The 24,593-nt window shown below is 73.0% G+C and carries 23 protein-coding genes; 14 read left to right on the forward strand and 9 right to left on the reverse strand.

Features of this window, described 5'->3' with window-relative positions:
• Positions 1-32 precede the first annotated feature (32 nt).
• Positions 33-635 (forward strand): hypothetical protein, encoded by a 603-nt coding sequence (locus ACIPPS_RS18010; RefSeq protein WP_401432626.1) that lies wholly within the window; start codon positions 33-35, stop codon positions 633-635.
• A 64-nt stretch (positions 636-699) separates the two neighbouring features.
• Complete coding sequence (locus ACIPPS_RS18015; RefSeq protein ID WP_401432629.1) at positions 700-2,070, forward strand: MFS transporter; 1,371 nt, start codon at positions 700-702, stop codon at positions 2,068-2,070.
• Positions 2,071-2,175: 105 nt separating this feature from the next.
• Here ACIPPS_RS18015 and ACIPPS_RS18020 read toward each other — a convergent pair whose 3' ends face one another.
• On the reverse strand, positions 2,176-2,418 hold the full coding sequence (locus ACIPPS_RS18020; RefSeq protein ID WP_401432632.1) for a hypothetical protein: 243 nt from the start codon (positions 2,416-2,418) through the stop codon (positions 2,176-2,178).
• A gap of 58 nt (positions 2,419-2,476) precedes the next feature.
• On the opposite strand from ACIPPS_RS18020, the gene map reads away from it, so the two are divergent.
• The gene (gene map / locus ACIPPS_RS18025) at positions 2,477-3,334 is read left to right on the forward strand and encodes a type I methionyl aminopeptidase (protein ID WP_401432635.1); all 858 of its coding nucleotides are present in this window, start codon (positions 2,477-2,479) and stop codon (positions 3,332-3,334) included.
• Positions 3,335-3,449: 115 nt separating this feature from the next.
• Complete coding sequence (locus tag ACIPPS_RS18030; protein WP_401432638.1) at positions 3,450-4,103, forward strand: heme oxygenase (biliverdin-producing); 654 nt, start codon at positions 3,450-3,452, stop codon at positions 4,101-4,103.
• Positions 4,104-4,248: 145 nt separating this feature from the next.
• Here the strand turns inward: ACIPPS_RS18030 and ACIPPS_RS18035 are convergent, their stop codons facing one another.
• The 3 genes from ACIPPS_RS18035 to ACIPPS_RS18045 all read right to left on the reverse strand — a co-directional run bounded on the left by ACIPPS_RS18035 (position 4,249) and on the right by ACIPPS_RS18045 (position 8,257).
• Positions 4,249-4,929: a PhzF family phenazine biosynthesis protein gene (locus ACIPPS_RS18035; RefSeq protein WP_401432641.1), complete on the reverse strand. Its 681-nt coding sequence runs from the start codon at positions 4,927-4,929 to the stop codon at positions 4,249-4,251.
• Between the two features lie 155 nt (positions 4,930-5,084).
• On the reverse strand, positions 5,085-6,617 hold the full coding sequence (locus ACIPPS_RS18040; protein WP_401432644.1) for an HtaA domain-containing protein: 1,533 nt from the start codon (positions 6,615-6,617) through the stop codon (positions 5,085-5,087).
• A gap of 227 nt (positions 6,618-6,844) precedes the next feature.
• Positions 6,845-8,257 carry an HtaA domain-containing protein gene (locus ACIPPS_RS18045; RefSeq protein ID WP_401432647.1) on the reverse strand — a complete coding sequence of 471 codons (1,413 nt, stop codon included), beginning with the start codon at positions 8,255-8,257 and terminating at the stop codon, positions 6,845-6,847.
• Between the two features lie 141 nt (positions 8,258-8,398).
• Between ACIPPS_RS18045 and ACIPPS_RS18050 the strand changes: the two genes are divergently transcribed.
• From ACIPPS_RS18050 to ACIPPS_RS18080, 7 genes are all read left to right on the forward strand, one after another.
• Positions 8,399-9,391, forward strand: a complete 993-nt coding sequence (locus ACIPPS_RS18050) for a hemin ABC transporter substrate-binding protein (RefSeq protein WP_401433138.1) — start codon at positions 8,399-8,401, stop codon at positions 9,389-9,391.
• Between the two features lie 17 nt (positions 9,392-9,408).
• Positions 9,409-10,446, forward strand: coding sequence for a FecCD family ABC transporter permease (locus tag ACIPPS_RS18055; RefSeq protein WP_401433141.1), 1,038 nt, complete (start codon positions 9,409-9,411; stop codon positions 10,444-10,446).
• Positions 10,443-11,324 (forward strand): heme ABC transporter ATP-binding protein, encoded by an 882-nt coding sequence (locus ACIPPS_RS18060; protein WP_401432650.1) that lies wholly within the window; start codon positions 10,443-10,445, stop codon positions 11,322-11,324. The genes ACIPPS_RS18055 and ACIPPS_RS18060 overlap by 4 nt, the downstream gene beginning before the upstream one ends.
• 153 nt (positions 11,325-11,477) lie before the next feature.
• Entirely contained in the window at positions 11,478-12,632 is a 1,155-nt protein-coding gene (gene efeO, locus ACIPPS_RS18065) for an iron uptake system protein EfeO (protein ID WP_401432653.1), read from the forward strand.
• Positions 12,633-12,643: 11 nt separating this feature from the next.
• Positions 12,644-13,915: an iron uptake transporter deferrochelatase/peroxidase subunit gene (gene efeB / locus ACIPPS_RS18070; RefSeq protein WP_401432656.1), complete on the forward strand. Its 1,272-nt coding sequence runs from the start codon at positions 12,644-12,646 to the stop codon at positions 13,913-13,915.
• Positions 13,916-13,957: 42 nt separating this feature from the next.
• A complete protein-coding gene (gene efeU, locus ACIPPS_RS18075; RefSeq protein ID WP_401432659.1) occupies positions 13,958-14,833 on the forward strand; it encodes an iron uptake transporter permease EfeU in 876 nt (291 codons plus the stop codon).
• Position 14,834: 1 nt separating this feature from the next.
• Complete coding sequence (locus ACIPPS_RS18080; protein ID WP_401433143.1) at positions 14,835-15,854, forward strand: hypothetical protein; 1,020 nt, start codon at positions 14,835-14,837, stop codon at positions 15,852-15,854.
• An 87-nt stretch (positions 15,855-15,941) separates the two neighbouring features.
• Here the strand turns inward: ACIPPS_RS18080 and ACIPPS_RS18085 are convergent, their stop codons facing one another.
• On the reverse strand, positions 15,942-16,712 hold the full coding sequence (locus ACIPPS_RS18085; RefSeq protein ID WP_401432662.1) for a bifunctional DNA primase/polymerase: 771 nt from the start codon (positions 16,710-16,712) through the stop codon (positions 15,942-15,944).
• A 100-nt stretch (positions 16,713-16,812) separates the two neighbouring features.
• On the reverse strand, positions 16,813-17,457 hold the full coding sequence (locus ACIPPS_RS18090) for a TetR/AcrR family transcriptional regulator (protein ID WP_401432664.1): 645 nt from the start codon (positions 17,455-17,457) through the stop codon (positions 16,813-16,815).
• 174 nt (positions 17,458-17,631) lie between these two features.
• Here ACIPPS_RS18090 and ddaH point away from each other — a divergent pair, with 174 nt between their 5' ends.
• The gene (ddaH, locus tag ACIPPS_RS18095; RefSeq protein WP_401432667.1) at positions 17,632-18,456 is read left to right on the forward strand and encodes a dimethylargininase; all 825 of its coding nucleotides are present in this window, start codon (positions 17,632-17,634) and stop codon (positions 18,454-18,456) included.
• Positions 18,457-18,585: 129 nt separating this feature from the next.
• Here the strand turns inward: ddaH and ACIPPS_RS18100 are convergent, their stop codons facing one another.
• On the reverse strand, positions 18,586-19,533 hold the full coding sequence (locus ACIPPS_RS18100) for a small ribosomal subunit Rsm22 family protein (RefSeq protein ID WP_401433145.1): 948 nt from the start codon (positions 19,531-19,533) through the stop codon (positions 18,586-18,588).
• Between the two features lie 137 nt (positions 19,534-19,670).
• Positions 19,671-20,960: a Bcr/CflA family multidrug efflux MFS transporter gene (locus ACIPPS_RS18105; protein WP_401433148.1), complete on the reverse strand. Its 1,290-nt coding sequence runs from the start codon at positions 20,958-20,960 to the stop codon at positions 19,671-19,673.
• 80 nt (positions 20,961-21,040) lie between these two features.
• Here ACIPPS_RS18105 and ACIPPS_RS18110 point away from each other — a divergent pair, with 80 nt between their 5' ends.
• On the forward strand, positions 21,041-22,066 hold the full coding sequence (locus ACIPPS_RS18110) for a Gfo/Idh/MocA family protein (protein ID WP_401432670.1): 1,026 nt from the start codon (positions 21,041-21,043) through the stop codon (positions 22,064-22,066).
• Here the strand turns inward: ACIPPS_RS18110 and ACIPPS_RS18115 are convergent.
• Positions 22,053-23,696, reverse strand: a complete 1,644-nt coding sequence (locus ACIPPS_RS18115) for an alkaline phosphatase D family protein (protein WP_401432673.1) — start codon at positions 23,694-23,696, stop codon at positions 22,053-22,055. The two genes, ACIPPS_RS18110 and ACIPPS_RS18115, sit on opposite strands and share 14 nt — an antisense overlap.
• A gap of 135 nt (positions 23,697-23,831) precedes the next feature.
• On the opposite strand from ACIPPS_RS18115, the gene ACIPPS_RS18120 reads away from it, so the two are divergent.
• Positions 23,832-24,587: an SDR family oxidoreductase gene (locus ACIPPS_RS18120; RefSeq protein WP_401432676.1), complete on the forward strand. Its 756-nt coding sequence runs from the start codon at positions 23,832-23,834 to the stop codon at positions 24,585-24,587.
• The last annotated feature ends 6 nt before the right edge of the window (positions 24,588-24,593 follow it).

A 24,593-nucleotide genomic window follows, 5' to 3' on the forward strand; every position in this document is an offset into this window, starting at 1 on the left:
CGGGCGGTCCCGCTGCGGCAGGATGCGGCCCCATGGATGCCGTACGGGTCGCGCTGCTGCGCGAGGTGCTCGCCGGGACGGAGTGGCCGAGGGCGGCCCGTCGGTTCGCGGGGTCGCTCCGGTCCTCGGTCGTCGCGCACGGGGGCGGGCTGCTGCTGGTGGGGACGGAGGGGTACGAGCCCTGGCACCTGGCGGCGCACCTCGTGGACGAGGCCGCCTGGTCGGGGCAGCCGGAGCTGGCGCCGACGCTGGTACGTCACCGGGTGCGGCCGGGCGACCCGGCGCACCTGGCCGTCGGTCTCGGGCGGCTCGAGGCGGCCCGGCGCGGGGCGACGCTGCTGCTCGTTGCGCCGGAGCGGCCCGACGCGGGGCTCCTGGAGCGGGTCCACGACGCGCGCCGGGCGGGGGCGACGGTGCTCTCGCTCGACGACGGTGACCCGGAGGTGGACGCCCTGGCGCACGAGGTGCTGGCGGTACGGGCGGGCGCGGAGGTGGACCTGGACACGGTCCAGCACCTGGTGAGCGCGGCGGCCGGGGAGAACAGCCTGCCGCCGCCGCGCGGACGGCGTCGCTTCCGTGACCGGCTCTCGCTCCTCGCGGACCATCTGACGTCACCACCGCCGACGGGCTGGTGACCCGTGTCACGTGCCCGATAATTGGCTTGCTCGCCGGTCGGCGGGCGACGGAGCATGGCCCTTCGTGACCTCGAAGCTCTCCGCCGTCCTGCCCGATCCGGCGCCCTGGCGTTCCTCCCGTGACTTCCGGCTCCTCTGGGTCCAGGGGCTGGTGACCACCTTCGCCAGTTTCATGGCGCTGATCGCGCTGCCGCTGCAGATCATGGAGCTGACCGGTTCACCGCTCGCCGTGGGTCTGATGGGCGCCGTCGAACTGGTCCCCCTGGTCGTCTTCGGGCTGTACGGCGGCGCGCTCGCGGACGCCGTCGACCGGCGGAAGGTGATCGTCGCGACGGAGGCGGGGATCGGGCTGCTCGCCCTGATCCTGCTGCTGAACGCGCTGCTGGCGGAGCCGCTGCTGTGGCCGCTGTACGTCGTCGCCGCCGGCGTCTCCGCGCTGGCCGGGCTCCAGCGCCCCGCGCTCGACTCGCTCATGGCCCGGATCGTCCCGCACGACCAGATGACGGCGGCCGCCGCGCTGAACTCGCTGCGCTGGCAGATGGGCGCCATCGCGGGCCCCGCGCTCGCGGGCCTGGTCGTGGCGTACGCGGGGCACGGGACGGCGTACGGCGTGACCGTCGCCGGCTTCGCGCTCTCCGTCCTGCTGTGCCGCCGCCTCTCCCCCGCGCCGCCCGCGCACGACGCCGAGAAGCCGTCGCTGCGCGGGATCGTGGAGGGCGCGCGGTACGCCTGGTCGCGGCCGGTGCTCCTCGGGACGTACGCGATCGATCTGGCGGCGATGTTCTTCGCCTTCCCGAACGCGATCTTCCCGTTCCTGGCGACGGAGCTGGACGCGGAGTGGTCGCTCGGTCTGATGTACGCGGCGGGCTCGGTCGGCTCCCTGGCCCTCGGCATGACCAGCGGCTGGACGTCGAGGGTCCGGCGGCACGGGCTGCTCGTGGTCTTCGGTGCGGCGGGCTGGGGGCTCGCGATCGCGGCGGCCGGCTGGTTCGACAACGTGTGGCTGGTGCTGCTCTGCCTGGGGTTCGCGGGCGCCGGCGACATGCTGAGCGGACTCGGGCGCTCCACGATCTGGAACCAGACGATCCCGGAGGAGCTGCGCGGGCGGCTCGCCGGGATCGAGGTGCTGTCCTACAGCGTCGGCCCCCAGCTCGGCCAGGTCCGGGCGGGCGCGATGGCGGGCTGGACGGGGACGCGGGCGTCGGTCTGGAGCGGCGGCGTGGCCTGCGTGGCGGCGGTGGGGCTGCTCTGCCTGACGCTGCCGAAGCTGCTCACGTACGACGCGGACACGGACGAGGACGCACGGCGCCACCGGGAGGCGCAGCGGGCACGCGAGGCGCGGAACGCGGCGGGGGCCGACGAGGCGCGCGGGGGGAACGAGGCGCCGGAGGGGGACGAGGCGCGCGAGGCCGGGACCACAGGGGCCCCGGCCTGACCGGACCGGACCGGACCGGTCCGGCGCGACGCGCAGCCGCGTGGTGCGGCGCGATGCCGTGCACGGTGCGCTACGGCGCGGTCCGGCCGCCCTCGCCGTGTGGGCCTAGTCGGGCGTCCCGTCCGTCTTCGGCGCGTCCTTGGGGGCGTCGTGCCACTTCGGGTCGGTCTCCCACTCCAGGTTGCGCTCCGCCGCGGTCTCCATCGCGGCGGACGCCTCCTCACGGCTGGCGTACGGGCCGAACCGATTCTTCGCCGGGCAGTCCGGGCCCTCCTCGACCTTCTTGTGCTCCAGGCAGTAGAACCACTCGCCCGGCTTGCCCACCGTGCGCTTCTTGAACAGGGCCATCGTCGGCTCCTTCCTCTGAGGCCATGCTGCCCCAGTCGCGGTCGTTAGACTCGCTGGCATGTCTGGCCAGTCGCTGCTCGTACCCGGGGAGCTCTCCCCCCACCGCTCCGTCCCCGGAGCCATCCGCCGTCCCGAGTATGTCGGGAAGCCCGCACCCACCCCGTACGCGGGGCCCGAGGTGCAGGATTCCGACACCGTCGAGCGGATGCGGATCGCCGGCCGCATCGCCGCGCAGGCGATGGAGGAGGCCGCCAAACACATCGCTCCGGGGGTCACCACGGACGAGCTGGACCGGGTCGCGCACGAGTTCATGTGCGACCACGGGGCGTACCCCTCCACCCTCGGCTACCGCGGCTTCCCCAAGTCGCTCTGCTCCTCGGTCAACGAGGTCATCTGCCACGGAATCCCCGACTCGACCGTCCTGCGCGACGGCGACATCGTGAACCTGGACGTCACGGCGTACATCAACGGGGTCCACGGCGACAACAACGCCACCTACCTGTGCGGCGACGTGGACGAGGAGTCCCGGCTGCTGGTGGAGCGGACCCGCGAGTCGCTCGAACGGGCCATCAAGGCGGTCAAGCCGGGCCGCCAGATCAACATCATCGGCCGGGTCATCGAGTCGTACGCCAAGCGCTTCGGCTACGGCGTCGTGCGCGACTTCACCGGACACGGCATCAACTCGTCGTTCCACTCCGGGCTGATCATCCCGCACTACGACTCCCCGCACGCCACCACGGTCATCCAGCCCGGCATGACGTTCACGATCGAGCCGATGCTGACGCTGGGCACGCACGAGTACGACATGTGGGAGGACGGCTGGACGGTCGTGACCAAGGATCGTAAGCGGACGGCTCAGTTCGAGCACACGCTCGTCGTCACGGACACCGGGGCCGAGATTCTCACGTTGCCCTGACACCTCCCCGGGGTAGCGTTTTTACCGACAGGACGTCGGGAACCAATTGACTTAGGTAAGCCTAAGTAGCAGTATCTTCACAGGTTCCCGTCCCCATCGGCCTCGGAGGCACGCCTTGGACACGCCCTTCTCGACGCTCATCCGCACGGCCTCTCACGAGCAGCACACCGAGGCGGAGACGTCGACCTTCATGAGCGACCTCCTCGGCGGCCGGCTCGCCGTCGAGGCGTACACGCGGTACACGGAGCAGCTCTGGTTCGTCTACCGCGCGCTGGAGGACGGCGCCGAGGCGCTGAAGGGCGACCCGGTGGCGGGTCCGTTCATACAGCCGGAGCTGTTCCGCACGGCCGCCCTGGAGCAGGACCTCGCTCATCTGCGGGGCCCGGACTGGCGCGCCGGGCTCTCCCCGCTGCCGGCCACCGCCGCGTACGCCGCGCGGGTGGCCGAGTGCGCGCGGGAGTGGCCGGCCGGCTATGTGGCGCACCACTACACGCGCTACCTCGGGGACCTCTCGGGCGGCCAGATCATCCGCGACAAGGCGGAGCGCACCTGGGGCTTCACGCGCAAGGGCGACGGCGTCCGCTTCTACGTCTTCGACGAGATCACGAACCCGGCGGCCTTCAAGCGCGGGTATCGCGAACTGCTCGACGGGGTGAACGCGGACGACCTGGAGAAGCAGCGGATCATCGACGAGTGCAAGCGCGCGTTCGACTTCAACGGCGCGGTCTTCCGGGAGCTGGGCAGCGAGTTCCCGCTGACCGCCGCCTGACCGTACGGCGGGCGTGACCAAGGGGTGAAGGGCGCGTCCTGGCGGATGGAGGGCGTGACCTGGCGGGGCATGACCTGGCCGGCGTGACCTGGCGGGGCGTGACCTGGCGCGTGAAGGGCGCGTCCTAGCCGGTGAAGGGCGTGACCTAGCGGGTGAGGGTCCGCTCCAGGCGGACACGGCCGCCGAGTTCGATCACACCATCAGGGCCGGGGGCGGTCAGGAGCTGCGACCCCCGGCCCTGCGTGATGTTCAGGGCCCGGCCCAGCAGGGCCGTGAGCAGCAGGGCCGCCGCGCCCGTCGCCTCGTCCTCCTCGATGCCGTCCCCGCGCCCCGGGAAGCCCCGCGCCCGGACCCGCCCGGCGGCCTCGTCCTCCCAGGCCCAGGCGTAGATCCAGTCCCCCGGCTCGGGCACGTCCAGCGCGTCGACCTCGGCGGCAGAGCCGTACCGCCGCAGGGTCCGCGGCGGGGCCCACTCGGCGCGGGCCTCGATCCAGGTGAACTCCCCGTCCCCGCGCACCCACACCTCGCCCGCGGGCGGCCGGACGGCCTCCAGGTCGAGCAGCCAGGCCGCCCCGACCAGCGGATGCCCGGCGAACGGCAGCCGGACTCCGGGCGTGTAGATGTCGACGACCCCGCGCTCGGGGTCGTCGACGAACACGGTCTCGCTGAACCCGAGTTCCTTGGCCAGCGCCTGTCGCGCCGCCTCGTCGGGGTACGCGCGCCCGTCCCGTACGACTCCCAGCGCGTTGCCGTACCCGCCGTCACCGGCGCAGAAGACGCGCAGCACGTCGATGTCGGTGGCCGCCCTCGTCCCGGTCGTGTTCATGCAGGAATTCAAGCATCCTGCTCGTCCCGCGCGCGGGACGCACCCGGAATCGGCAGCCGGGCGGGCACAGACCCCGGGCATGCGGCAGGGCCGCACCGCCGTGTCGGGGGTGCGGCCATGCCTGGTGGGGGGTGGCTGTCTCGGGCGTCGTCGCGTCAGGACCGCGTGGCGCGGCGGCGGACCGCGAGGACGACGGCCGCGCCCGCGGCGGCGGTGGCGCCGGCCGCGCCGAGCAGGGCGCCGGTCGGGAGGTCCGCGCCGGTGGCGGCGAGCGCGCCGGAGCCGCCGACCGTGCCGCCGACCGTGGTCGAGCCGCCGGCGGTCGAGCCACCGCCCGAGCCACCGCCCGAGGTGCCGCCGGTGGTGCCGCCGGTGGTCGTGGACGGCAGCGTGGCGTCCTTGTCGACCGTGAGGGCGACGGTCACCGGGTCGATGGCGGTGCCCGGCGTGTAGAAGGCCTCGCCGTTCGGGCCCGCGAACTGGGCCGCGCCGTCCTTGGTCAGCGTCGCCGGGACGTTCGTGAGCGTGACGACGCCGTTCTTGGCCGCGTAGTCCGCCTTGGCGAGGTCGAGGGCGGCGAACGTCACGTCGTTCCTCGTGCCCTTGGCCGTGGTGACGTCCGCGACGACCGTGCCGGAGGAGCCGTCGGCCTTCACCTTCACATCACTGATCGCCAGGTCGATGGTGTGCGCGGCGCACTCGAAGCGGACCGTGCCCGTGAACGCGGCGTCGGTCTCGCGGGCCTTCGCGTCCCAGGTCCCCGAGCCGAGGGCGAAGTCGTACACCGCGCCGTTCTTCGTCGCGCCGCCGGTGGTGGTGGCCTTGCCGCCGCAGGTGTTCACGACGTACGAGCGCCAGGACTCCTTCACGCCCCAGGTGAGCTTGCCGTTCAGGACGGACGGCGTGCCGGTGGTCGGCGCGGTCGTGGGGGCCGCGGTGGTGGGGGCGGCCGTCGGCGGGGCGGTGGTCCTGGTCGGCTTCGGGGTGGGGGTGGGCGTGGTGGTCTTCGTCGGGGTCGGCTTCGGGCCGCCGCCCGCCTTCACCGTGAGGGTGGCCGGGTCGAGCGCGGCACCCTCCTGGTAGAAGCCCGCGAAGGCCTCGGCGCCGGCCTTGGTCAGCTTCGCCGGTATGTCCTTGAAGACCATCGCGCCGCCCGCGCCCTGCCCCGGCCGCACGGCGGTCATGTCGAGCGCGGCGATCGCGACGTCGTCGCGGGTGACGAACGTGCCGTCATTGGCCTTCGTGACCGTGTCGGCCGTGATCTCGCCGGTCGGCGCGGCCGTGCCCTTGGTCGAGAGCTTCACGTCGGAGAGCGTGATGTCGAGGACGCCGTGGTGGGCCTCGAAGTGGACGCTGCCCTTGAAGGAGTTGGCGGTGGCGTGGGTGCCGGTGTCGTACGTACCCGTGCCGTCGACGAAGGTGAACACCCCGTTGTTCGCGGCCTGCTTGGCACCGCCCGCGACGGTCGTCTTCCCCTGCGCCATCGGAGAGGCGAGGTACGTCCGGAAGGACTCCTTGAAGCCCCAGTCCAGCGTGCCCTCCTTCAGCTCCATGACGGGGGAGCCGCCGGCCGCCTTGTCGGGTCCGTCCGCGGCGAGGGCGGGCAGGGCGAGGACGCTCGCCCCGAGGGCGGCGGCGGTGGCGACGGCCGCCGCGAGGGCGACGGGTCGGCGAGTGGTCGTGGCCATGGTGGGTGGTCTCCTACGGGAAACGGATCGGGGGTGATCAGGGGGATCCCGGGGGGGGATCGGGGGATTGCGGGATCCCGGGGGGCCGGGGGGCTTACGGGATCGGCGGGGTTCGGTGGGACCCGGGGGGATCGGCGGGATCCGGTGGACCCGGGGGGATCGGTGGGATCCGGGGGGATCGGTGGGATCCGGTGGGATCCGGGGGTGAGGCGGGGAGGAAGTGGGGCTCAGGAAGCCGACGTGCGCGAGCGGCGGCGTACGGCGACGAAGACGGCGATCGCCGCCGCCGACAGCACACCCACGCCGAGCGCGACGTACGGGGCCGTCGTCGAGGAGTCGTCGGCGGCCGCCGCGTTCGCCGGAGCGGCCGGGGCGGAAGCCGACGCGGATCCCGCCGCCCGCCCCGGGGCGGCGGCCGACGCCGAGGGGCTGGTGTCGCTGCCGAGGTCGGGCAGGGCCGGGAGCTGCGCCTTCGCGTCGACCGCGAGGGCCAGCGACACGGGGTCCATCTCCGTACCGGCCTTGTACATCCCCCCGAACGCCTTCGCGCCGCCCTCCGTGAGGGTCGCCGGCGCCTCGGTCAGGACGGCGAGGCCGTTCTTCGGGGCGAAGTCCCGGGCCGTGAAGGTGATCAGGGGCACGGCCTTCCGGACCGTACCGGCGCTGGTGACATCGGCGCTGAGCGTGCCCGTGCCGCCGGTCACCGTGACCGAGACCTGGTCGAGGGCGAGGTCGAGGTGGGCGCCGGTGAAGCGGACCGAGCCCGCGAAGTCGGCGTCGAGGCTCTGCTTCCTCGGGTCGTACGTGCCCTTCCCGCGGGGGAAGCGGAAGAGTGCGCCGCCGTCCTGGGCGCCCGCCGACAGGGTCCACCTGCCCTGGGCGATGGAGCTGGTGACGTACTCGCGGAAGGTGCGGCGCACGCCCCAGTCGACGGCCCCGTCCGCGAAGCCGCCGGTGGTGGCGGAGGGGGACGCGGACGGCTGGGGCGGCGTGGTCGCCGTCGGCGCGGCGGTGCCCGCCTGCACGTCCACGGTCAGGCTGATCGGGTCGAGCGGTGTGCCGGCGGTGTAGTACCCGGCGAAGGCCTTCGCGCCCTGCGAGGTCAGCGTGGCGGGCACGTCGGTCAGGGAGACCGGGCTGCCGCCGCCGCGCATGTCGATACCGCCGAGGCCGAGCGAGGCGAGCGGCACCTGGGAGGAGGTGGTGGTCCGCCCCGACCCCTTGGCCTTGCTCGCCATGTCGGCGTAGAGCGTGCCGCGCCCGCCCTCGATCCGCACCCGGGGCCGGCTGATCGTCAGATCCAGCTCGTGGGCGCCGTCGCTCCTGCGGTGTCCGAGGAAGCGGACCCCGCCGGAGAAGCCGGCGGTGAAGGCTCCGGTCGCGGGGTCGTACGAGCCCCGCGCGGAGTGGAAGCGGAACTGGCTGCCGCCGACGGTGGCGGCGCCGCCGGTGAGGCTCCAACCGCCCTGTGCGATGGGACCCGTGACGTAGCTCTGGAACGAGGACTTGATTCCCCAGTCGAGCCTGCCCCCCTGCACGGTACGGCCCGCGGCCTGGGCGGCGGTGGCCGGAAGCAGGGAACCGAGGAGCGCCGCGAAGAGCATGACGACGAAGACCCGGGCGGGTCTGGACAGCAGCATGGAACCCCTCCGAGGGCTAGCAAGTGAGGTAAGGCTAACCTAAGCTATCCGGAGGCGGGGCGACAGACTGCCACCCAGAACGAACAGGACGGAACAGGACGGTGCTTCCTCGTGCAGAGATCCCGCCTCGCGGGCGTGCTGATGTCAGCGCTCGCGCTCGCACTCCTGGCGACCGGCTGCGGCGACGGAAGCGCCCCGCGGCAGGACGCCTCCCCGGCGAACTCCACGCGGGCGAAGGCCGCCCCCGACCGGGTCGAACCGCTGCCCGGCGCCCCGGAGTCCACGCTCCCGGCGACCGTGGACTCGGCGGACGGCCGGAAGGTGACCGTCACCTCCACCGAGCGGATCGTCCCGCTCACCGGCTCCCTCAACGAGATCGTCTTCACCCTCGGTCTCGGCGACCGGGTCGTCGCCCGGGACATCACGGCCACCTTCGAACAGGCCGCGAAGCTCCCGGTGGTGACCCGCGCTCACGACGTCTCCGCCGAGAGCGTGCTTTCGCTGCGGCCGACGCTCGTCCTCGCCGACACCTCCACGGGCCCGGCCGAGGCGATCGACCAGATCCGCGACGCGGGCGTCCCGCTCGTCGTGGTGACGCCGGCGAAGGAGCTCGCGGACGTGTCCTCCCGGATCGACACGGTCGCCGCAGCGCTCGGCGCACCGGCGGCCGGGGCCGCGCTGAAGCAGCGCACCCAGGACCGGATCGACGCCGTCCGCCAGGGCATTCCCGCCCGGAACGGCACGAAGGACAGCCCGCGCGTGGCCTTCCTCTACGTGCGCGGCTCGGCCGCCGTCTACCTGCTCGGCGGCGCCGAGTCCGGTGCCGCCTCCCTCCTGGAGGCGGCGGGAGCGGTCGACGCGGGCAAGGAGTCGGGCTTGAAGAAGGACTTCACGCCCATCACCAGCGAGGCGCTGGCCGCCGCCGCGCCCGACGCGATCCTCGTCATGAGCAAGGGACTCCAGTCGGTCGGCGGTGTCGACGGACTGGTGAAGATCCCGGGCGTCGCGGAGACCCCGGCCGGCATGGACCGCCGGGTCGTCTCCATCGACGACGGCGTCCTCCTCAACTACGGCCCGCGCACCGACGAGGTCCTGAAGTCTCTCGTCGACCAGCTGTACGGGGCGACCGAGTGACCGCCGTCGACGACTCGGTGGCACAGCCGCGTGGCAGGGCCGCCACGCTCGCCCTCGTGCTCCTCGCCGTCCTGGTGGTCCTCGCGCTGCTGTCGGCCGGCATCGGGGCGTACGAGATCCCGCTCGGGGACGTGCTCGCCTCCGTGCAGCACCGGCTCGGCCTCGGCGGCCACGCCCTGGAGCGGTCGGCGGAGAGCGTGCTGTGGAACATCCGGCTCCCCCGGGTGGTCCTCGCGATCCTCGTCGGCGCCTCGCTCGGCTGCGCGGGCGCCCTGATGCAGGGCGTGTTCGGCAACCCGCTCGCCGAGCCCGGGGTGATCGGCATCTCGGCCGGCGCGGCCGTGGGCGCGGTCGGGGCGATCGCGCTCGGACTCAGCTTCTTCGGCAACTGGACCGTGACCGTCTGCGCGTTCGTCGCCGGGCTCGCCACCGTCTTCCTCGTGTACGCGATGTCCCGCGCGGGCGGCCGTACGGAAGTGGTGACCCTGATCCTCACCGGCATCGCGGTGAACGCCTTCGCCGGCGCCCTGATCGGCCTGTTCATCTTCTTCGCGGACAACACGCAGATCACCCAGATCACCTTCTGGCAGCTCGGCTCGCTCGCCCAGGCCACGTGGCCGAAGGTGCTCGCCGTGCTTCCGTGCGCGCTGGCCGGTCTGGCCGTCGCCCCGTTCTACGCCCGCAGGCTGGACCTCCTCGCCCTCGGCGAGCGGCCCGCCCGACACCTGGGCGTGGACGTGGAGCGGCTGCGGATCGTACTGATCCTGGTCGTCGCCCTGCTCACCGCCGCGGCGGTCGCGGTGGCGGGCATCATCACCTTCGTGGGCCTGCTCGTCCCGCACCTGCTGCGGATGGCGAACGGCCCGGGCCACCGCTTCCTGGTCCCGGGCAGCGCGCTCGGCGGCGCGGTGGTCCTCGCCGCCGGCGACCTGGCGGCCCGCACGGTCGCGGCCCCGGCCGAACTCCCCCTGGGCGTCCTCACCGCCCTCTTCGGCAGCCCCTTCTTCTTCTGGCTGCTGCGCAGGACCCGTCGTAGGCAAGGTGGTTGGGCATGATCCGCGGTCTGTCACGTCTCACGGTCCGGGGCCGCGAGCTTCCCGACCCGCCGGCGCCGGGCGAGGTCGTGGCCGAGGCCCGGGGACTTCGGGTCGGGCTCGGCGGGCGGGAGGTCCTCGGCGGGGTGGACACCCGCGTACGGGCCGGTGAGGTGCTGGCTCTGGTGGGGCCCAACGGCGCCGGGAAGTCGACCCTGCTGAGCGCCCTCGCCGCCGATCTCGCCCCGGCCGGCGGCGAGGTACGGATCTGTGGCCGGCCCGCCACGGCCTGGTCGGCGCCCGAACTCGCCCTGCGCCGGGCGGTGCTGCCGCAGGCGGCGGCGCTCGCCTTCCCGTTCCCGGTCGCCGAGGTGGTCCGGATGGGCCGAGCCCCCTGGGCGGGGACCCGGTGCGAGGAGGAGGACGAGGCGGCCGTCGCCGAGGCGATGGCGGCCACCGAGGTGGCCCCGTTCGCGGACCGCCCCTTCTCCGCGCTCTCCGGCGGCGAGCGGGCCCGGGTCGCCCTGGCCCGGGTGCTCGCCCAGCGCACCGCGCTGCTGCTGCTCGACGAGCCGACGGCCGCGCTCGACCTGCGCCACCAGGAGCTCGTCCTGCGGGTCTGCCGCGAACGCGCCGCCGCCGGCGTGGCGGTGGTGGTCGTCCTGCACGACCTCGGCCTGGCCGCCGCGCACGCGGATCGGGTCGGGGTGCTGCACGCCGGCCGGATCGCCGCCGAAGGGCCGCCGTCGGAGGTCTTCGAGGAGGAGCTTCTGAGCCGGGTGTACCGGCAGCCGGTGGAGGTGCTCGCGCATCCGAGGACCGGGGTTCCGCTGGTCGTTCCGCGCCGCGCCGCCCACAGCGGCGAAACGGACGAACCGGGCGTCTTGACCCGCACTTGACGCACCCATGGCACGTCGATGGGGGGTCTGTGACCTTGCCGTAGCCGAGCCCGGAAGGTGAGAGCCGAATCACTGGACGTCCCGTTTCGGGTGAGGTAAGCCTCGGTTAAGTTAGGCCCGCCTCACCTCGCCGTCGCCCTTCCTGGAGCCCCTATGCGCGCCGTCCGTCTCACCGTCGTCACCGCCGCCGCCACCGCCGCGGCTCTGGCCGCCGTCACGGGCTGCGCCGAGAAGGGCGACGCCAAGGGTGGGGACGGCTCCGTCCAGGTCGTCGCCAAGGACGACTCCTGCGAGGTCTCGGCGAAGGAGTTCCCGGCGGGGCACGTGGAGCTCGCCGTCGAGAACCGCGGCACCAAGGTCACCGAGGTCTACGTCCTCCACCCGGACGACCGGATCGTGACCGAGCGCGAGAACATCGGCCCCGGCACCAAGGCCACCATCACCGCCGAGGTCAAGGCCGGTGAGTACGAGATCGCCTGCAAGCCCGGCATGACAGGTGACGGCATCCGCCAGAAGGTCACCGTCACCGGTGGCGCCGCGGCCGCCAAGCGCTCCCCCGAGATGGACGCCGCCGTCGCCGCCTACCGCCAGTACGTGCAGGCGCAGGCCGACGCCACCCTGCCGAAGGTGAAGGTCTTCACCGACGCCGTCCGCGCGGGTGACGTCGAGGCCGCGAAGAAGGCGTACGCCGACTCGCGTATCGGCTGGGAGCGCACCGAGCCGGTCGCCGAGTCCTTCGGCGACATCGACCCGAAGGTCGACGTCCGCGAGGACGGCCTGGAGGCCGGTCAGGACCCGGCGAAGGACTGGACGGGCTGGCACCGCCTGGAGAAGGCGCTCTGGCAGGACAAGAAGATCGGCGACCGCGAGAAGCAGCTCGCCGACATCCTCGACAAGGACCTCGCGGACTGGGTGAAGCGGGTCGGCAAGGCCGACATCACCCCGACCTCGATGGCCAACGGCGCCAAGGAGCTCCTGGACGAGGTCGCCACCGGCAAGGTCACCGGCGAGGAGGAGCGTTACTCCCACACCGACCTGGTCGACTTCAAGGCGAACGTGGAAGGCGCGCAGAAGTCCTTCGAGCTCCTCAAGCCGGTCGCCTCGAAGAACGACCCCGCGCTCGTCACCACGCTCGACAAGCAGTTCGCGGCGCTGAACGCGCTGCTCGACAAGTACCGCACGGACAAGGCGAGCTACGTCTTCACCTCGTACGACAAGGTCGGCAAGGACCAGCGCAAGGAGCTGTCGGACGGCGTCAACGCGCTGGCCGAGCCGCTCTCCAAGCTCGCCGCCGCGGTCGTGAAGTAGGGGGCGCCGGCATGCCCGACACCCACGAGAACGGGGCGAGCACGGCGCCCCCCGGCGCCTCCCGGCGCACGGTCCTGAGCTGGGGCGGTGCCGGGCTCGCGCTCGGCGCCGCCGCGGCCGGCGGCGCCGTCGCCCTGTCCCGTACCGACGAGGAGACCGTCCCCGCGGCCGACAGCGGCTCGGCCGTCCCCTTCCACGGCGCGCACCAGGCCGGCATCGCCACCGCCGTCCAGGACCGGCTGCACTTCGCCGCCTTCGACGTGAAGACGACCGACCGCGCCGAGCTGATCCAGCTCCTCAAGGACTGGACCCGCGCGGCCGAGCGGATGACGGCCGGTCACGAGGTCGGCGAGGGCGCCTACGGCGGCCTGCCGGAGGCTCCCCCGGACGACACCGGCGAGGCCCTCGGCCTCCAGCCGTCCCGGCTCACCCTCACCCTCGGCTTCGGGCCCACCCTCTTCGACGGGCGTTTCGGCCTGAAGGACAGGCGCCCGGGGGCCCTGGTCGACCTGCCCCGGTTCCCCGGTGACAACCTCGACCCGGCACGCAGCGGCGGCGACCTCTGCGTCCAGGCCTGCGCCGACGACCCGCAGGTCGCCGTGCACGCCATCCGCAACCTCGCCCGCATCGGCTTCGGCAAGGTCGCCGTCCGCTGGTCGCAACTCGGCTTCGGCAAGACCTCCTCCACCACGCCCGACGCCCAGACCCCGCGCAACCTGTTCGGCTTCAAGGACGGCACCCGCAACATCGCGGGCACCGAGACCGAGCGGCTCGACAGGCACGTATGGGTCTCCGGCAGGGACGCCGAGGGAGCCGCCTCCTGGATGGACGGCGGCTCCTACCTCGTCGCCCGCCGCATCCGGATGAACGTCGAGACCTGGGACCGCACCCCGCTCGCCGAGCAGGAGGACATCTTCGGCCGCGACAAGAAGGAAGGCGCGCCCGTCGGCAAGGCCAAGGAGCACGACGAACCGTTCCTGAAGGCGATGAAGCCCGACGCGCACGTCCGCCTCGCCCACCCCGACACCAACGGCGGGGCGACGCTCCTGCGCCGCGGCTACTCCTTCACCGACGGCACCGACGGCCTGGGCCGCCTGGAGGCGGGCCTGTTCTTCCTCGCGTACCAGCGGGACGTCCGCACCGGCTTCATCCCGGTGCAGACCTCGCTGGCCCGCGCGGACGTCCTCAACGAGTACATCCAGCACGTGGGTTCGGCGCTCTTCGCCGTCCCTCCGGGCGTCCACGACGAGGACGACTGGTGGGGCCGTGCGCTTTTCTCCTAGAGAACGAGAGACCCCGGGCTCTCCGGGACGGGAAGGACCGACGTGTTCGGCAACTATCTGATCGGTCTGCGCGAGGGGCTGGAAGCCAGCCTGGTCGTCTGCATCCTCATCGCGTACCTGGTGAAGACCGGGCGCCGCGACGCCCTGAGGCCGATCTGGATCGGCATCGGGGTGGCGGTCGGCATCGCGCTCGCCTTCGGCGCCGCGCTCGAATTCGGCTCGCGTGAGCTGACGTTCGAGGCGCAGGAACTGTTGGGCGGCTCGCTCTCCCTCCTGGCGGTGGCCCTGGTCACCTGGATGGTCTTCTGGATGCGGCGCACGGCCCGGCATCTGAAGGCGGAGCTGCACGGCAAGCTCGACACGGCGCTTCGGATGGGCACCGGCGCCCTGGTCGCCACCGCCTTCCTGGCGGTGGGCCGCGAGGGTCTGGAGACCGCGCTCTTCGTGTGGGCGTCGGTACGGGCCTCCTCGGACGGCACCTCCGCGCCGCTGGTCGGGGTGCTGCTCGGCATCGCGACGGCGGTGCTGCTCGGCTGGCTGTTCTACCGGGGCGCGCTGCGGATCAATCTCGCGACGTTCTTCACCTGGACCGGCGGCATGCTGGTCGTGGTGGCGGCCGGTGTCCTCGCGTACGGAGTGCACGACCTCCAGGAGGCGCGCTTCCTGGTCGGCCTGGCGAACAAGGCCTTCGACATCTCGGCGACGATCCCGCCGGACAGCTGGTACGGGACGCTCCTCAAGGGCGTCTTCAACTTCCAGCCGAACCCGACGGTCCTCCAGGTCACGGTGTGGGCGCTCTATCTGGTCCCGACGCTCGCGCTGTTCCTCGCCCCGGTAGGGTCGGGTCCGTCCGTGCCGGTGGAGGAGCAGAAGGCGACCGATGAGAAGGCCGAGGCGCCCGTCGAGGGCACGCACTGAGCTGGGGCGAGCGTCGAGGGCGGGTGCCGGGCTCGGGCGACGACCGTCGAGGACGTGGCTGGCGACGGCGGCGGCGAGCGTGCTGGCCCTGACGGCCGGTGGCTGCGTGACGGTGCACGGCGAGCGGGAGTTGGTGCCGGCGGCGACGGAGGCCGAGGCCGCGCAGGCCCTCAAGGACTTCACCGCCGCCTACAACAAGGCCGACAAGGCCCATGATCCGACCCTCGACGCGGACCGGGTGACCGGGCCGCTCGGGGCGATCAACCAGGCCGGTCTGAAGTCCCGTTCGATCACCGCGCCCGAGGGCAACGCGGAGCACAAGCCCCTGGAGCTCACCGACGCGACGTTCGTCCTCCCCAAGAAGGCGGGCTGGCCGCGCTGGTTCGTCGCGGACACCGACTCCAACCGGGACACCGACGAGGGCAGCGGCGACAACCGCTGGCTCCTGGCGTTCGTGCGCAACGGCCCGGACCAGCTGTGGGAGGTCGCCTACATGGCGATCCTGACCCCGGACGAGATCCCGGCGTTCAGGACGGAGGGTGGGTTCGCGGTGCCGGTCCCGACGGACTCCACCGCCCTCGCCGTCGCGCCCAAGGACCTGGGCCGGGAGTACGTCTCGTTCTTGACGGACGGGGAGCCGGGGCCGTTCGCGGCCGGGCCGCACACCACCGAGTGGCGGGAGCAGCGGAAGAAGAACGCGAAGCGGGTGGGGATGGCGACGCAGTACGCCGACCAGCCCACGGACACCGGGGACTTCACGCCGCTGGCCCTCGCGACCGAGGACGGCGGGGCGCTGGTCTTCTTCGCGACGCGTTTCTTCGAGCAGCAGACGGCGGCCCAGGGGTACCGGCCGAAGGTCAGCGCCGATGTGAAGGCGCTGATGACGGGCGAGGTGAAGAACACCGTCACGAAGGAGTGGGTGTCGAGCCAGTCCGTCCTGGTGAGGCCCGCGGGCACGGACCGCGACGGCGTCACGGTCACCGGCAGGCTCCAGGGCGTCACGAGCGCGAAGGGTTCGTGACGGGAGCGGGCCGCGACGGCTCGGGGTTCCGCGGCTCAGCGGCGGCCCAGGGTCCCGCGGCTCAGCGGCGGCCCAAGGTCCCGCGGCTCAGCGGCGGCCCAGCGGCCAGGCGACCTCGGGTTCGACGTGCTGGTCGCCGCGCTCGGCCGCGTGGCGGGCGCAGGCGTCGGTGAGGGTCTCCAGGAGGTTCAGCGGGTCCGGCAGCGCGTGCTCGGGGCCGCGGACCCAGGCCACCGACGGCTGTTCGTCCTCGTCACCGATGAGCCGGGCCGGGGGTACGAGGACGTAGCTGCCGCGACAGTGCCAGCGCAGCCCCGGATGCTCGTCCATGGTCTCCGGATGGCAGTCCAGCTCGCAGGGCCACCACTCGTCCTCGTCCTCGGGGGTGCCCCGGGTCGCGGTGAAGAAGAGCATCCGGCCGCCGTCGCCGGCGCTCTCCGCGGACCCGGCGACGGGTCCGACCTCGATGCCCTGGTCGAGCAGCCGCTCCAGGGCGGCCCGGCCGGCCGCCAGCGGTACGTCGAGGACGTCGTGGACCATGCCGGTGGCCGTGATGAAGTTCGCCTCGGGCTCGTTGCGGGCCCAGCGCTCGATCTGGGCGCTGTCGGTGGTCGACTGGGTCTGCCAGGCGAAGGAGACGGGGTGCCGGGCGGGGGTGGGACAGCCGATGCGCTCGCAGGAACAGCGGTAGCCGACGGGATAGGCGGCGGGGGCGAGCGGGAAGCCGGCGGCGGCGGTGGCCAGGAGCAGTTCCTCGCGGCGGTTCTCGTCCTCGGCCGCGGTGCGTTTCGGGCGCCTGCGCAGCCACTGCGGGATTCTGCTCTCCGTGCCGCGGTAGCGGCCGATACCGTCGCCCATCTATCCCCTCACACCTGTACTCGCCTGTTCGGCTCTGCCCATCGTCGCATCTTCCCGTGCTTCAGGTGACCGGAGTACCCAACCGGGGTACGTACCGGGGTTACGCCCTGGGCGCGAGCCCGCGCAGCGCGTAGTCGACGAGGGTGTCGGCGTAGGCGTGGGTGAGCGGCAGGGTGCGGTGGAGCCAGCGGTGGTTCAGGGGCCCGACGAGGAGTTCGAGGGCGACGCGGGGGTCGATGTCGGGGTCGACGTCGCCGGCGGCCTGGGCGGCCTCGATGCGGCGTACGTAGTGCTGGAGCTGGGGTTCCAGGAGTTTCTCGACGAACTGGGCGCCGAGTTCGGGGTTCACGACGCCCTCGGCGGCGAGGGCGCGGGAGGGGCCGTCGTAGGTGGGGTCGTTCAGCTCGTCGACGGTGGCACGGAGCACGTACCTGAGGTCGGCGGCGAGGTCGCCGGTGTCGGGGATCTCACTGTCGGCGTCGCCGCCCAGCGCCTCGTTCGCCTGGGCGGCGAGGTCCAGGAAGGCGTCGAGGAGGACGGCGGCCTTGGAGGGCCACCAGCGGTAGATGGTCTGCTTGCCGACTCCGGCACGGGCGGCGATGCCCTCGACGGTCGTCTTCGCGTAACCGGTCTCGGAGACGAGGGCGAGGGCGGCGTCGAAGATGGCGCGGCGGGAGCGCTCGCTGCGACGGGAGGCGTCGGGGGTCCTCGCGGCGGGGTCCCGGGGGCTCGTGGTGTCGGGCATGGCCCCAATCTAGCAGCGGGCGAGACGCTACGTCTCGCCTGGCGCGGCCCGCGCGTCCCTATGCCCCGTCCGGTGGTCGACGGAACCACCCGAACGGTTCACTGCGCCGAGCCGGTGGAGGGCGGACCATGGGCACCGTCAGACGACATTCTCTCCGTCCGTGAGGAGCCCTCATTGCGCCAGACCCCGCGCGAGGCCTCGCCCCGCCGTTATCTGATGTGCCCACCCGCGCACTTCGAGGTGACGTACTCCATCAACCCCTGGATGGACCCCACGAAACCGGTCGACCTGCCGCTCGCCCTCGCCCAGTGGGAGGACCTGACGGCCCGCTACCGCGCCCTCGGCCACACGGTCGAACTCCTCGACCCGCGTCCCGGCCTGCCGGACATGGTCTTCACCGCCAACGGCGCGACCGTGGTGGACGGCCGCGTCTTCGGCGCCCGGTTCGCCCACCCGGAGCGTACGGGCGAGGAGGAGGCGCACCTGGACTGGTTCCGCGCCAACGGCTACGCGGAGGTGCGCGTCCCGGACCACGTGAACGAGGGCGAGGGCGACTTCGCGGTGACCTCGTCGTGGATCCTGGCCGGCCGGGGCTTCCGCTCCATCCCGTTCGCGCACCTGGAGGCGCAGGAGTTCTTCGGCCGCCCGGTGATCGGCCTGGAGCTGGTGGACCCCCGCTACTACCACCTGGACACCGCGCTGTGCGTCCTGGACGCCGAGGGCGACGAGATCATGTACTACCCCGGCGCCTTCTCCCCGGGCAGCCGGGCGGTGCTGTCCCGGCTCTACCCCGACGCCCTGCTCGCGACGGAGCGGGACGCCGAGACGCTCGGCCTGAACGCGGTCAGCGACGGCCTCCACGTGGTGCTGCCCCAGGCCGCGGTGGGCCTCTTCGAGCCGCTCCGTGACCGGGGCTACGAGCCCCTGGGCATGGACCTGTCGGAACTGCTCAAGGGCGGCGGCAGCGTGAAGTGCTGCACCCAGGAGCTGCGTCCCTGAGATTCCCGACGTCTCGGATGTCAGCCGATATTCCCGATGTCTCGGACGTCAGCTGACGTTCCCGACGTCCTTGCAGCCGCGCGTCCCGTCCGGCGATCCCGGCCGGGGCGCGCGGCGGCCTCGTGCCGACTACTCCGGCGGCCACGAGTCGCCCCAGTCGACGTCCCTGGCCGCCTTGTACAGCGCACCGTGGCGCTTGGTGACCGTCTCGCGGGTCAGCCCGGTCTCCTCGGGACCGCAGAGGTCCAGCAGGACCTGGCCCTTGCGGATCTGGGGCTTCCGGATCACCCGCGCGACCGCCGGCGTGACGGGGAACCGGGTCGCCGCCACGTAACCGAACTTCTCGTCCTCGTACGGCAGCGAGCCGCCCTTCACCTGCCGGTGCAGCGAGGACCTGCTCACCCGGGCCGCGAAGTGGCACCAGTCCTTGCCGGGCTCGATCGGGCAGCTCCCGCTGTGCGGGCAGGGCGCGGCCACGGTGAAGCCCGCCTCGACGAGGAGGGAGCGCGCGGCGATGATCCGCTCGTAGCCGTCGGGCGTGCCCGGCTCGACGATCACGACCGCCTGCGCGACCCGCGCCGCCTCGGTCACCAGCGCCGTCCGGTCGGCCTCGGTCAGCTCCTTCAGCACGTACGAGACGGTCACCAGGTCCGTCGGGTCGAGGCGCAGGGCGCCGCCGATCCTGGCCCGCCGCCACTGCGCGTCGAAGACCCCGTCCGCGAGCTCCTCGCCCAGCGCGAGGGCGGGCTCCGCCCAGTCGAGCACCGTCGTGCGCGGGGTGCCGTCCCAGGCCTCCGCGACCGCCCAGCTCGCCGCTCCGGTGCCGCCGCCGACATCGGTGTGCGTGGCCGGCCGCCACGCGGGCGCCGCGTCCCGCAGGGCGTCGAGGGACGCCCGTACGGCCTCGAACGTCGCCGGCATCCGGTACGCGGCGTACGCGGCGACGTCGGAGCGGTCGCGCAGCACGGGGGCGTCGGTCGGGGTGGTGCCCCGGTAGCTGGCGATCAGCCGGTCGACGGCCGAGGTCGCCTGGCGCGGCGGCAGTCCGGCGAGGAGTCCGGCGAGCGCTCCACGCAGCGCGTCACCGGAAGCGTCACCAAAGGCTCCGCCGTCCGCGTCGGCGGGGGCGTCGGCGGAGGCGTCGCCCGACGGGAGCCGGTCGCCGGAGGGGAGGGAGGGGAAGGCGTTCACCTCGACATTTTAGGCGCCTTCCGTCAGACGGTCTCCGGGGTACGCCACGGGCGGCACAGGCCCAGGAAGCAGGCGAGCGCCCCGGCCGCGCAGACCAGCTGGACGACGGCCATCGGCACGGCCGTGGCCTCCCCCGCGATGCCGACGAGCGGCGAGGCGATCGCGCCGATCAGGAAGGACGAGGTGCCGAGGAGGGCGGAGGCGGAGCCGGCCGCGTGCGGGGTGCGCATCAGCGCCTGCGCGTTGGTGTTGGGCAGCACGAGACCCATCGCCGACATCAGGACGAAGAGGCCGGTGGCCACGGCCGCGAGCGAGGGCTTCCCGAGGACCCCGCTCGTCATGACCAGCAGCGCCACCGCCGCGAGCAGGATCACGCCGAGCCCCCAGCCCAGCGTCTTGTCCATGCTGACCCGGCCGACGAGGAGCTTGCCGTTGATCTGGCCGACGGCGACCAGACCGATCGAGTTGACGCCGAAGAGCAGGCTGAAGGTCTGCGGCGAGGCGCCGTAGATCTCCTGGACGACGAAGGGGGAGGCCGAGATGTACGCGAAGAGCGCGGCGAAGCCGAGGCCGCCGGCCAGCACGTAGCCGGTGAAGACCCGGTCGGCGAGCAGCCCGCGCATGGTGCGCAGCGCCTGGCCGACCCCGCCCTCGTGGCGCCGCTCCGGCGGCAGCGTCTCGCCCAGCCACTTCCAGACGACCAGGGTGAGCAGGACGCCGATGACGGCCAGGACGTGGAAGACGCCCCGCCAGTCGGTGATCCGCAGGATCTGGCCGCCGATGAGCGGGGCGACGACCGGGGCGACGCCGGAGATCAACATCAGGGTGGAGAAGAACCGGGCCATCGCCACGCCGTCGTACAGGTCGCGGACGACGGCCCGGGCGATGACGATGCCGGCCGCGCCCGCCAGGCCCTGGAGCAGCCGGAAGGCGATGAGCAGCTCGACGGTGGGCGCGAAGGCGCAGACGGCGGTGGCGGCGACGTAGACGATCATGCCGATGAGCAGCGGGCGGCGGCGGCCCCACCTGTCGCTCATGGGGCCGACGACGAGCTGGCCGAGCGCCATGCCGGCGAGGCAGGCGGTCAGGGTCAGCTGGACGGTCGCGGCGGGCGAGCGCAGCGCCTCGGTGACCTCCGGGAGCGCCGGGAGGTACATGTCCATGGAGAGTGGCGGGAGCGCCGTGAGCCCGCCGAGGACGAGCGTGACGAGCAGGCTCGCGCGCCGGGCGGGGGTGTTCGCGAGGGGGCCGGCGGGGCCCCCGGGTATGTGTTCCTGCGATCCCTGCTTCGTGGGCTGGCCGCTCTCCGGCATCGACTGCTCCATTTCGTTGAAACCTTCCCTATGCTCTCAGCTCGTCGGGGCGGGTCGGGACCTTTCTGAAGGGGTGGGGCATGGCGAGGACCGTGCGGTGGGGTGTGCTGGCCACGGGCGGGATCGCGGCGAAGTTCGTCGAGGATCTGCGGGCGGCGCGGGACGCGGAGGTGGTGGCGGTGGCCTCCCGTACGGAGGCGTCGGCGCGGGCCTTCGCCGACCGGTTCGGGATACCGAAGGCGTACGGCGCGTGGTCCGCGCTCGTCGCCGACCCGGACGTCGACGTGGTGTACGTGGCGACCCCGCACCACGCGCACCGGCAGGCCGCCGGGCTGGCTCTGGAGGCGGGCAAGGCGGTCCTCTGCGAGAAGGCTCTCACTCTGAACGCGCGCGAGGCAGAGGAGTTGGTCGCGCTCGCCCGGGACCGTGGTCTCTTCCTGATGGAGGCCATGTGGATGTACTGCAACCCGCTGGTCCGGCGGCTGGTGGAGCTGGTCGGGGACGGGGCGATCGGCGAGATCAGGACCGTCCAGGCGGACTTCGGCCTGGCGGGCCCGTTCGCCCCGGACCACCGGCTGCGCGATCCGGCGGTCGGCGGCGGGGCGCTCCTGGACCTCGGCGTCTATCCGGTCTCCTTCGCCCAGCTGCTGCTCGGCGAGCCCGACAGCGTGCAGGCGCACGCGCTGCTCTCGCCCGAGGGCGTGGACCTGAACACGGGGATGCTCCTCGGCTGGTCCTCGGGCGCCTCGGCCCTGCTGTCCTGCTCGCTCGTGGCGGACACCCCGATGACCGCGTCCGTGACGGGCTCGGCGGGCCGGGTCGACCTCCCGGCCGGTTTCTTCTTCCCGGACCGGTTCACGCTGCGGCGGCCCGGCAGGGAGCCGGAGGAGTTCGTCCTCGACGGCGACCGGCAGTCTTTGCGGCCGGAGGCGGAGGAGGTCATGCGGTGCCTGCGCGCCGGTCTGACCGAGTCCCCGCTCGTCCCGCAGGCCGGTTCGCTCGCCGTGATGCGGACGCTCGACGCGGTACGGGACCGCATCGGCGTCCGCTATCCCGGCGAAGGGGCGGGCGAGGAGACCGCCGGGCTGGTCGCTACGCGGGCTTGAGGCCGGGGTCGCCGACCTCCGTCACGAAGGACCCGGCCGTGGTGACCGGTGCGCCCGGGGTCGTCACGGCCGAGACCGTACGGAAGTCGGCGCGGGCGCCGTCCTCGCCGAGCGCGACCGTCACATAGCCGCGCCGGCCGTTGTAGAACTTCAGGTGCGGGTTGGCGGCGGTGAGGTTGTCGTAGTTGGCCGGCCGGTCGGCGCCGTCCTTGCCGCTGGCGATCGAGGTGGCGACGATCTCGGTGCCGAGGGTGCGGGAGCCCGGGTCGCGGTGGTCGGCCTTGATGTCGAGGCCGTAGCCGACGTGGACGTCACCGGTGAGCACCATCAGGTTCTCGACGCCGGCCGCCGCCGCGCCGTCCAGGATCCGCTGCCGGGAGGCCGGGTAGCCGTCCCAGGAGTCCATGGAGAGCTTGAAGTCGGCGGTCGGCACGTCGCGCCGCTCGGCGAAGACGACCTGCTGCGGGACGACGTTCCACAGCGTGTTCGAGGCGCGCCAGCCGTCGAGCAGCCAGCGCTCCTGCGTGGCGCCCGTCATCGTGCGCGCCGGGTCCTCCGACTCGGGTCCCGGCACCCGCCAGCCGTCGCCGTAGGCCTGGTCGGAGCGGTACTGGCGGGTGTCGAGGATGTCGAACTGGGCGAGCCGGCCGAAGCGGAGGCGCCGGTAGAGCGTCATGTCCGCGCCCTCGGGCTGCTGGGGCCTGCGCAGCGGCTGGTTCTCCCAGTAGGCGCGGTAGGCGGCGGCGCGGCGGAGCAGGAACTCCTCCGGCGGCACGTCGTTCTCGGGGGTGCCGCCCGCGTAGTTGTTCTCCGTCTCGTGGTCGTCCCAGGTGACGGCGAAGGGGTGCGCGGCGTGGGCGGCCATCAGGTCGGGGTCCGACTTGTAGAGGGCGTACCGCAGCCGGTAGTCCTCCAGCGTGATCGTCTCCCGGTTGAAGACGGCGGGCAGCCGGCGGTCGGTGTAGGCGCGGGCGCCCCCGGTGGCGGTGACGGCGTACTCGTAGAGGTAGTCGCCGAGGTGGAAGACGACGTCGACGTCCTCCTGCGCGAGGTGCCGGTAGGCGGTGAAGTAACCGTCGTGGTACGCCTGGCAGGAGACGGCGGCGATGCTGAGCTCGGAGATCCGGGCGCCGGCGGCGGGGGCGGTGCGGGTGCGGCCGACGGGGCTGGTCCAGTCGCCGACGAGGAACCGGTAGTAGTACACGCGGTCCGTGTCGAGGTGGTCGACGGGGACGTGGACGCTGTGCTGGAACTCGGGGTGGGCGGTGACCGAGCCGCGCCGGACCGTCCGGGTGAAGCGCTCGTCGTGGGCGAGTTCCCAGCGGACGGCGACCCGGGCGCGGGGCAGCCCGGCGTCGGCCTCGAAGGGGCGGGGCGCGAGCCGGGTCCACAGCAGGACGGAGCCGGGCAGCGGGTCGCCGGACGCCACCCCCAGGGTGAACGGGTTCTCGGTGATGCGGCGCGGGTTCAGCTCGGCGGCGCTCGCCGCGCCGGCGGCCGGCAGCTGGACGGCGAAGGCGAGCGCGGCGGCCGCGCCGGTGGCGGTGAGAAAGCGGCGCCGCCCGAAGTGCCGGGCCGCGGCGCGGAGTTCGTCGGTGTGGTTCGGCATGGAAGCCTGTGCGGGTGTCATATGCCCCTCCCCTGACGGATGGTGTCCGTGAGGCATTGGAGTGGCACGGAACGACGGCGGCTTGTCGGGTACAGGACATCCGCGTGTCGGACAGATGAGTTCCCTGTGCACGGATCTCCCGTACGCTGCGCGCCCATGAGCACTGAGTCGCGCATCGCAGTGGTGACGGGAGCGGGTTCGGGGATCGGCCGGGGGGTGGCCCTGGCCCTCGCCGGGGCGGGCTGGTCGGTGGCGCTGGCGGGCCGGCGCGCCGAGCCCCTTCAGGAGACGGCGTCGGCCGCCGGCGGAGCCGAGGTCCTGTGCGTCCCGACGGACGTGACGTCGCCGGAGGCGGTGGCCTCGCTCTTCGAGGCGGTACGGGACCGGTGGGGCCGGGTCGACCTGCTCTTCAACAACGCCGGCACGTTCGCGGGCGGCGGGACACCGGTCGAGGACCTGCCCCACGAGACCTGGCGCGCGGTCGTGGACGTCAACCTGACGGGCGCGTTCCTGTGCGCCCAGGCGGCGTTCCGGGCGATGAAGGAGCAGTCGCCGCAGGGCGGCCGGATCATCAACAACGGCTCGATCTCCGCGCACGTACCGCGCCCGCACTCGATCGCGTACACGGCGACGAAGCACGCGATGACGGGGATGACGAAGTCACTGTCGCTGGACGGGCGTCCGTACCGGATCGCCTGCGGTCAGATCGACATCGGCAACGCGGCGACGGAGATGACGGCGCGGATGCAGACGGGCATCCTGCAGGCCAGCGGGGAGCTGGCGGCGGAGCCGGTGATGGACGCGGCGGACGTGGCGGCGACGGTGGTGCACATGGCGGCCCTGCCGCTGGAGGCGAACGTGCAGTTCGCGACGGTGATGGCGACGACGATGCCGTACATCGGGCGGGGGTAGGAGCGG

This window comes from Streptomyces sp. NPDC090127 (genome assembly GCF_044746945.1).
Lineage (GTDB): Bacteria > Actinomycetota > Actinomycetes > Streptomycetales > Streptomycetaceae > Streptomyces.